At 68.8% G+C, this 8,238-nt stretch carries 9 protein-coding genes; 1 reads left to right on the top strand and 8 read right to left on the bottom strand.

Translation table 11 applies throughout. The features are described from left to right. Window positions 1–369 (top strand): hypothetical protein (locus AB1824_12275; protein MEW5765741.1); only part of this gene is annotated, 369 nt, incomplete at its 5' end. Window positions 370–441: 72 nt separating this feature from the next. Here the strand turns inward: AB1824_12275 and AB1824_12270 are convergent. From AB1824_12270 to AB1824_12235, 8 genes are all read right to left on the bottom strand, one after another. Further along, complete coding sequence (locus tag AB1824_12270) at window positions 442–1,626, bottom strand: MFS transporter (GenBank protein MEW5765740.1); 1,185 nt, start codon at window positions 1,624–1,626, stop codon at window positions 442–444. A gap of 811 nt (window positions 1,627–2,437) precedes the next feature. Then, a complete protein-coding gene (locus AB1824_12265; GenBank protein ID MEW5765739.1) occupies window positions 2,438–3,508 on the bottom strand; it encodes a TonB family protein in 1,071 nt (356 codons plus the stop codon). Then, complete coding sequence (locus AB1824_12260; protein ID MEW5765738.1) at window positions 3,505–4,554, bottom strand: serine hydrolase domain-containing protein; 1,050 nt, start codon at window positions 4,552–4,554, stop codon at window positions 3,505–3,507. Before AB1824_12260 ends, AB1824_12265 begins: the two co-directional genes overlap by 4 nt. Further along, entirely contained in the window at window positions 4,551–5,489 is a 939-nt protein-coding gene (locus tag AB1824_12255) for a Gfo/Idh/MocA family oxidoreductase (protein ID MEW5765737.1), read from the bottom strand. The genes AB1824_12260 and AB1824_12255 overlap by 4 nt, the downstream gene beginning before the upstream one ends. A 28-nt stretch (window positions 5,490–5,517) precedes the next feature. After that, window positions 5,518–6,303, bottom strand: coding sequence for an acyl-ACP--UDP-N-acetylglucosamine O-acyltransferase (lpxA, locus tag AB1824_12250; GenBank protein MEW5765736.1), 786 nt, complete (start codon window positions 6,301–6,303; stop codon window positions 5,518–5,520). 34 nt (window positions 6,304–6,337) lie between these two features. Then, window positions 6,338–6,769, bottom strand: a complete 432-nt coding sequence (fabZ, locus tag AB1824_12245; GenBank protein MEW5765735.1) for a 3-hydroxyacyl-ACP dehydratase FabZ — start codon at window positions 6,767–6,769, stop codon at window positions 6,338–6,340. A gap of 3 nt (window positions 6,770–6,772) precedes the next feature. Next, the gene (gene lpxD, locus AB1824_12240; GenBank protein ID MEW5765734.1) at window positions 6,773–7,792 is read right to left on the bottom strand and encodes a UDP-3-O-(3-hydroxymyristoyl)glucosamine N-acyltransferase; all 1,020 of its coding nucleotides are present in this window, start codon (window positions 7,790–7,792) and stop codon (window positions 6,773–6,775) included. Window positions 7,793–7,796: 4 nt separating this feature from the next. After that, window positions 7,797–8,238 (bottom strand): OmpH family outer membrane protein (locus AB1824_12235; GenBank protein ID MEW5765733.1); only part of this gene is annotated, 442 nt, incomplete at its 5' end.

Raw genomic sequence — 8,238 nt, 5'->3', positions numbered from 1 at the left:
GTGGACTATCTCGGCTCGCGGCTGGAGGAATGGCGGAAAGACGGAGTCCTTTCGGACCGGCCCCTCGAGACGATCCTGCCCTCCAAGGACTTCGTGGAGGCCGGGGCCAAGGTCCTCGCGTCTTCCCAAGGGTCCCGCGACTACCAGGACGACTACCGAAGGCTCTTCACCGCCCTCCAGCTCGAGGAGGAGGTCAGCCGCTTCTACAAGGGCCTCGTGGCCTCCCTGGAGGACCCCCGGGCCAGGGCGATGTACCAGCGCTTCCTGGAGATCGAGGACGGCCACACGGCCATCGTCCAGGCCGAAACGGACGTCCTGACTCGAACGGGGTATTTCTTCGAGTTCCAGGAATTCAACTTGGAGGAGTAGGGAGGTTCCGCCTGCGCCAATGGGGCCCTCCTTCGGGGGGGCCTTCGCGTTTGGAGGGGCCGTGAGGGCGGTTCAGGCCGAATCGCCCGGCCTGGCCCAGAGAACGAAGGCCAGGAGCAACACCACCACGGCCGTCCCCGCGGCGGTCCAGTAAGGGGCCGCGCTTCCCAGGCGGGTGAAGGCGTACACCCCCCAGAAGGGGCCGAGAATCCGGGCCAGGGACGCCATGGACTGGTACACCCCGAGGATTCCCCCCTGCTCGTCCTCGGCCGACAGGCGGGACACGAGGGAGGAGAGGGCCGGACCCACGAGGCCCGCTCCCAGGGCGAGAATCGGCAGGAGTCCGAGGAGGGCGGGAAGGGAGGCCACCCCCACCAGGGCGAGGTACGCGGGGAGGAGGAGGGCGGCGCCGGAGAGGATCAACTTGCGCTCCCCGAACCTCCGGGAGAGCCTCCCGATCAGCCCACCCTGCACCAGGGCGGCCAGGACGCCGATGAACACGAACAGGTAGGTGACCTGGATCATGGACAGCCCGAACCGCTCCAGCAGGAGCAGGGCGAAGGTGGACTCGAAGTTCGCGAAGGCGAAGGTGGAGAGGAAGAACAGCACCAGGAGGAGGCCGACCTGGGGGTGGCGCAGGGCGGCTTCCAACTGCCTCAGCTTGAACCATCCCTTATCTGAGACCGGCGCTCGGGCGCGGCGCTCGGGGGGCCAGGTCTCGGGAAGAGTGAGCCAGGCCAGGATCAAGGCCGTCGCCGAGAGGGCCGCGGCCAGGAGCCCCGGGAAGGAGTGGCCCAGGCGATGGGCCGTGCCGCCGAGGGCGGGCCCCAGGATGAAGCCCAGGCCGAAGGCCGCCCCGATGAGCCCCATTCCGCGGGCCCGGTCCTCGGGCCCCGTGATGTCCGCGATGACCGCCTGGGCCGTCGCCACGTTGGCGCCCATGATACCTCCCGCCACGCGGGCGGCGACCAGCATGGCGAAGGAGTCCTGGAGGGCGAAGAGAAGGTATCCGGCCACCGTCCCCGCGAGGGACAGGAGGAGCACTGGCCGCCGCCCGCAGCGGTCGGATATGCGTCCCATGACCGGGGCGAAGAGGAACTGCATGAGGGAGTAGGAGGCCATCATGAAACCGAAGGCCACCGGCGTGGGGTGGTAGGCCTCCCCGTACAAGGGGAGCAGGGGGATGACGATCCCGAACCCCATGAGGTCGATGAAGACGATGAGGAAGACCAGGGCCAGCGGGGATCGGGCTTTCACCTATCCTCCCATGGAGTGCGCGCCCCGGCCGTGCGCCGGGACCTTTGGGATGGACGAACCCCGCCACCGGATGGCGCCCGATGGGCGGGGAGACAGTATTTCACAGGGCGGCGCGGCTGCCAAACGGCCGGAGGTTCCCAATACCCGCGATCGGAAAGGGGACCGACCTTGAAAGCCTGGGCGGAGGGTCGATTCCGTGGTCAACGGCTTGCGCCCTCTCAGGGGCTCGGGCAGCCTCCGGGCCCCGCTCCCGAGGGAGCGAAGCAGCCCCAAGGGTGGGGCCCCCGGAGGATTCTGCGCGCGGGGTGAGGGAGGCCGTCCCTCCCCGTCCGGAGAGATCTCGCTTCTCCCCTGTGTACCCGGGAACCGGCTCAAGTCACCCTCGCTTCCCTCGCGGGTCTTGGAGGGAGCGCGAGGCCCGAAAAGGAGGTGCGGGAGCCCCGAAGGGCTCCCGCGAGAGGGAAGGGAGGGGGTTAGGCAACGCCTTTTTTCAAGCAAGGTGCATGCCAGCCGAAACGGGCCGAATCGGGCCGTTTCAAGGACGAAAAGGTGTGCCACAAAGGCACGGTGTGCCATTCGAGCGGGGTACCGGCCCCCCCGGCGGCCTTCGAAGGCCTTTCATCGGGGGTCGAACGGCGCCCGAAGGCCCGGAGAAAAGAGGCCCCGTCGTGCTGTCGGGGACCCGACATGAGTCATAAAGGACCCACGGCTTGCGGGGGGAAAAAAGAAGAGCCCCTTGCGGGGCCGTAAGAGGAATGGAGGGGGGTATGAGGATGACGATTGATGAAGCAAGAGGCGTGCCACCCTCCGGTCATTCCTCCTGGGGGATGTTGTAGAAAAAGCGGAAGACCGCCGACAGTTCGGGGGCGGTGACCTGCTCGGGGAGGGGCGGAAGCGGGTTGGAGGAAATCAGCGCGTTCATGGCGGACTGGTCGTAGGAGGGGATCCCCGAGGGTCGGTCCAGGTAGATGTCGGTGATGCGGCCGTCCTTCTGGATCGAGAACCGGATCGCGACCCACCCTTTTTGCCGCAGCACCATCTGGGCCTGGGGTATGCGCCAGTTGCTCTCCACACGCTCCTGGACCTGGCGGGCGTAGGGGCCCAGGTCCCACGCCGCCGTGTCGAAGGAGAGGGCCCCCGTATTCAGCCGGCTGGCGTTGGGGTTGTCGTACCCGCCCTGGAGGCTGCCCACCATCATTTGTTGGATTTGGCTGGCGAGGGCTCCCGGCCGGGCGGCTCCGGGGCGGCCGGCCTCGGCGCGGTGCGGATCGGCCACGACCGGCCTCTGGGTGGGGGATGAAGCGGCCTCCCCCGCGTCTCCCACGGGGAGCCCCTTCTCCGCCTCCGACGGGGTCCCGGGCGCGATCTCCCGGCCGGGCTTCCCCTTCACGGGTTTGGCCTCCACGTTCCGGGCGGGGCGGGAGGGGGCCGCCGCCTCGCTCCGGGGCGAGGGCTGTTCCGCGCGGGCCGGAGCGCCCGGAGGCTCGGGCCGGGCGGAGGGCGGCCCGCCGGGCGAAGGCTGGACCGAAGGCCGGGTTGCGGGGGCGTCCCCGGGCCCTCCGCTCTGGCGCACGGGGCTGCGCCCGAGGGAGGTGGGATCCGGGGAGGAGCCCTTGCGAGGGTCGGGGCTCGCGCCCCTCCGGTTCACGTCCGAGAGCCGGGAAGGATCGAGGGGAGGCTCCTTTGAGGGCTCCATGTCCTTCACGTAGATGAACCGCACCGGCCGGCCGTTCACCTCCTGGGGGAGACGGCGCGCCGCCTGGTTGAATCGTTTCGGGTCGGAGGTCGCGGTCATGTACTGCCGGCCCCCCACCAGCACGATGAGCAGGTGCAACCCCAGGGCGAGCAGAAAGGCCGCGCTACGGGTCCAGCGGTCTTTCATGCAAGGCCTCCCGCGCACTGCAGGAAGGCGGCCCGCACGGGCGCAAAGTCCGTACCTGGATGGGCCGGATGGATCCGGTTGGTCAGCAAGATGAAGGTCCTCCCCTCGCCCGGCTCCAAGTACGCCGCGGTGCCCGTGAAGCCTTCGTGGCCCACGGATCCTGCTGGCAAGAGTGGTGCCACGGTCCAACCCTCGGAATCAGCCGCTTTCCATCCGGCCGTCCGGCGCTGGCCCCGGCCGTGGGGGCTCGTCCAGGCCAGGTCGAGAGAGCGGGCGCTGAGGAAGCCCGCGGAAGGGCGGAAGGCGTCGCAGAGCCGTTCCACCGCCCCGAGGGAGGCGAAGAGACCCGCGTTTCCTGCGACGCCGCCGAGGAACCGGGCGTTCCCGTCGTGGACCTCCCCCCAGGCCAGACCCGGGGCGAAGGGAGGGGGGAGGGCGCCGTGGGGACGGGCCAAGGCGGTCTCGTGGGCGCCGTCGAGTTCCGTCGCGGCGGTCCTCGGGCGGACCGATTCGGGAGGACGAAACAGGGCGCTTTCAGCCGGCAGGCCCAGCGGCTCCGCCACGAACTTCTGGAACAGGCGATCCAGGGACGCGCCCAGGCGTTCTTCCAGGTGAAGGCCCAGGAGAAGGTATCCGAGGCAGGAATACTCGGCCTGGCCGGAGGGAAGGCGCCGGGGGCATCGGGAGGCGAGCCAGGTCCGGGCCTCGGCTCGTCCGCTCGAGAAGGCGTACAAGGGAAGCCACGGAGGGAAGCCCGCCTGGTGGCGGAGAAGGTCGAGACCCGTGCAGGGGGGATCCGTCTCCGGAACGGGCTCCAGAAGGTCCAGCCGGCCGTCCTGGGCGGCACGCAGGGCGACGAGGGCCGTGGCGAGGGGCTTGGTCAAGGAGGCCAGGTCCCACAGCGTGTCCCCGGCGGCGGGATGGCGCTCGGGGTGGGAGACCGCGCTACCGCCCCAGCCGGAAGCCAGCCTTTGCCCCCCCCGGGTCACGGCCCAGGCGAAGCCGTGGGCCTCGGGAGAGCAGAGACGGCCCAGGAGGGCGTTCACTCCAGCGGGGTCTGCTGGGCCATGCATGTGAGGATGGCCTGTGCGACGGCCACGGCGTCCCGAGCCGCGCGTCCGTCCACCCGGGGCGATTCATGGCCCCCGAGGATCGCGGCGAAGTGCTCGAGCTCTCTCCGGAGGGGCTCCTTCTTCTCCACGGCCACGGGCACCTTCTGGATGGCGCGTCCGGCGGGTCCGTCTTCGACGCGGTAGCATTCGACGGCCTGCTCGGCGTAATCCACGCTCAGGTAGGCGTCCTTCTGGAAGAGGCGGAGCTTCCGGACCTTGTCCCGGGAAATCCGGCTGGCCGTCAGGTTGGCGACGCAACCCCCCTCGAAGGTGAGGCGCGCGTTGGCGAGGTCCACGTAGGGCGTGAGCACCGAAACGCCCACCGCCTCCACCTTGGAGACGGGGCGTCTGACCAGGCTCTGGGCGATCTCGATGTCGTGGATCATGAGGTCCAGCACCACGTCCACGTCCAGGGACCTCGGCACGAAGACGCCCAGCCGGTGGACCTCAAGGAAACCAGGATGGTGAACGTGGGCCGAAAGGGCCTCCACGCCCGGGTTGAAGTGTTCGATGTGGCCCACCAGGAGCGGGGCGCCGGACCGGGATTGAGCCTCCAGGATGGCGTCGCACTCCTCGAGGGTGGTGGCCATGGGCTTTTCGCACAGCACGCCGATTCCGGACTCCAGGAAGCGCACGGCCAGGTCCCGGTGAAGGCGCGTGGGGGCCGCCACGACGACGCCGTCCACCGCCGGGAGAGGGTCTCCGGGACCGAGAGCCGGCACGCCGTGTCGTCCAGCGATCTCCGCCGCGCGGGCGCCGTCGGCGTCCACGACGGCGGCCAGGCGGACGCCTTCGAGATCGGCCAGTATCCGCGCGTGATGCTGTCCGAGGCTCCCCACGCCCACCACGGCGATCTTCAATTCGCCCATCGGCCGCCTCCCTTTCCGGGGCCCCTCCTCACCTCTGGATGCCCCGCTTGGACTCCCGGATGAACCGGAGGAGATACGCCACCTCGGGCACGGTTCCGTATTTCTGTTCCGCCACGCCCAGCGCCTCCGTGAAGAGGAGCTTGGAATGGAAGAGGGTCCGGTAGGCCCCCTTCAGGGCCTCGATGGACTCGGCGGAGAAGCCCTTGCGCTGGAGGCCGATGGTGTTCACGCCGTAGGTCTTCCCCTCCCCGCGGGCGCCCACCGTCTTCATGTAGGGGAGGACGTCCCGGGTGATGATGGAGCCGCCGCCGATGAAGGCGTAGTCGCCCACCGTGCAGAACTGGTGAATGGCGGAGAGGGCGCCCACGGTGGAGTGCTTGCCCACGTGAACGTGGCCCGCCAGGGTCGCGTTGTTGGCGAAGATCACGTTGTCGGAAACCACGCAATCGTGGGCGATGTGGCAGTAGGCCATGTAGAGGCCCCTGCTCCCCAGCCGCGTGATCCTCTGCTCCTTGGTGGTGGCCCGGTTCACGGTGACGAATTCGCGGAACACGTTGCCGTCCCCGATGATCACCTCGCTCGGTTCGCCCTTGTAGCCGATGTCCTGGGGAGGTCCGCCGATGGCCGCGTGGGACACCATCGTGTTGCCCGCCCCCAGGGTCACCTTGCCGTGAAGCACGCAGTGAGGACCCAGGGAGCACCCCTCTCCCAGGGTCACCTCGGGGCCCACGTAACAGAAGGGGCCGATGGTGCAGCCGTCGGCGATGTTCGCCCCTTTCTCCACCACCGCCGTCGGATGAATGGTCGTCGTCATCGGTTGTGCTCCCGGGGCGGGCCCGCGGCCGCCCTCAGCGGTCCACCATGGCGGAGAGGATCACCGCCTCGGCCACGAGGTTCCCGTCCACGTACGCCTTGCCTTGAAGCTTGCACGTGGAGGACTTCAGGCGAAGCACCTCCACCTCGAACCGGAGCTGGTCTCCGGGCACGACGGGGCGCCGAAAGCGGGCCTCGTCGATCCCCGCAAAAAGGACCAGTTTGTTCTCCCGGTCCGGCATGTCCTTGAGGAGGAGGACCCCGCCCACCTGGGCCATGGCCTCCACGATGAGCACTCCCGGCATGACCGGCTTGCCTGGAAAGTGCCCCAGGAAGAACTCCTCGTTCACCGTCACGTTCTTGATGCCCACAATGCGTTTTCCCGGATCGATCTCCAGGATGCGGTCCACGAGAAGGAAGGGGTAACGGTGGGGCAGGATTCTCTGGATCTCCACCACGTCCATCATGCCTCAGTCCTCCGCCTTCTGCTTGGCCAGGGCTTCCTCCAAGGTCTTGAGTCGGCGGGCCATCTCCTCGAGCCGCCCGCAAAGGGCCCGTTCCTTCAGCCAGGCCCTGTGGTCCTGCGCCGGGTGCCCGGTGACGAAGGCCCCATCGGGGAGGTCCTTGGTGACGGCCGACTTGGCCCCCACCTTGACGCCGTTTCCGATGCGGATGTGGCCCACGGCTCCCGACTGGCCCGCGAAGATCACGCCGCGCCCGAGGTGGGTGCTTCCGCTGATGCCGGCCTGCGCCACCAGAATGCAACCGGGTCCGGTGTGGACGTTGTGGCCGATCTGGACCAGGTTGTCGATCTTCGTCCCCGCTCCGATGCGCGTCTCGGCCAGCGTCCCCCGGTCGATGGCCGTATTCGCGCCGATTTCCACGTCGCTCTCCACCACGGCGTTTCCCACCTGGGGCACCTTGACGTGGCGGCCCTTCTCGTGGGCGTACCCGAAGCCGTCGGAGCCGACGACCACGCCCGCATGGAGCACGACGCGGTCCCCGAGTTCCGTCCCGTCGTACAGGACCACCCTCGGATAGAGGTGGCAGTCCTCGCCGAGGACACATCCGCAACCCACCACACACCCCGCCTCCACCACCGTGCGAGGCCCCAATCGGGTGCCCTCGCCGATCACGGCCAGGGGCCCCACGTGGGCGTCTCTCGCGATGACGCACCCGGCGCCGACCACCGCCGTGGGGTGAACGCCCGGGTCGAAGGTCCGCGGTGGATGAAAGAGGCCCAGCGCCCGGGCGAAGGCGACGTAGGGGTCGTCGCAGATGAGGAGGGTCTTGCCGGGAAGCCGATCCCCGGTTCCCACCAGGATCGCCCCGGCGGCGCTGTTTCCCGCGGCCTCCCGATACTTGGGGTTCGCCAGAAAGGATACGTCGCTCCCGCAGGCCCGCTCGAGGGGGGCGATCCCCCGGATGTCCAGGTCGGGGTTCCCGTCGAGCCGGGCTCCGAGGGCCTCGGCGAGGGCCGACGCCTTCATGGCGTTACGCGCCGGGATAGGCCTGGTTCATGGCGGCGATGACCTCGGTGGTGATGTCGAGCGCGTCGGCGTTGTAGAGGCAGATGCCCTTCTCGACCACCAGGGAGATTCCCTTGGACTGGGCGTACTGGGTCAGGACCCGGTTGAGCTTCTCCTGGAACTCCTCCTGCATGCGCTGGGTCCGGTTTTCCATCTCGTCCGTGGCGGCCTTGGCGAAGGCCTGGTACTCGTACATCTTCTGGGTGAACTGGCTCTGGATCTCGTCACGCTTCTCCTGGCTGATCTTCGGGTCCTTGGCCTTCTCCTCCAGGGCCTTCAAGTCGGCTTCCTTGGAGTTGATCTCGCTCTGCTTCTGGTCATGGACGCCCTTGAGGACGCCCTGGATCTTCTTCCCCTCCTTGCTTTCGTTGGCCACCTTCATGGCGTCCACGACGGCGATGCGGGTC

The sequence above is a fragment of the Acidobacteriota bacterium genome, assembly GCA_040752915.1.
GTDB lineage: Bacteria > Acidobacteriota > UBA4820 > UBA4820 > DSQY01 > JBFLVU01.
This window is presented reverse-complemented; position numbering and strand designations above follow the sequence as displayed.

Bases quoted from the DNA above. Each gene is read 5' to 3' on its own strand.
- AB1824_12265 (MEW5765739.1), bottom strand. From the start codon at position 3,508: ATGAAAGACCGCTGGACCCGTAGCGCGGCCTTTCTGCTCGCCCTGGGG.
- AB1824_12255 (MEW5765737.1), bottom strand. From the start codon at position 5,489: ATGGGCGAATTGAAGATCGCCGTGGTGGGCGTGGGGAGCCTCGGACAG.
- lpxA (MEW5765736.1), bottom strand. From the start codon at position 6,303: ATGACGACGACCATTCATCCGACGGCGGTGGTGGAGAAAGGGGCGAAC.
- fabZ (MEW5765735.1), bottom strand. From the start codon at position 6,769: ATGATGGACGTGGTGGAGATCCAGAGAATCCTGCCCCACCGTTACCCC.
- lpxD (MEW5765734.1), bottom strand. From the start codon at position 7,792: ATGAAGGCGTCGGCCCTCGCCGAGGCCCTCGGAGCCCGGCTCGACGGG.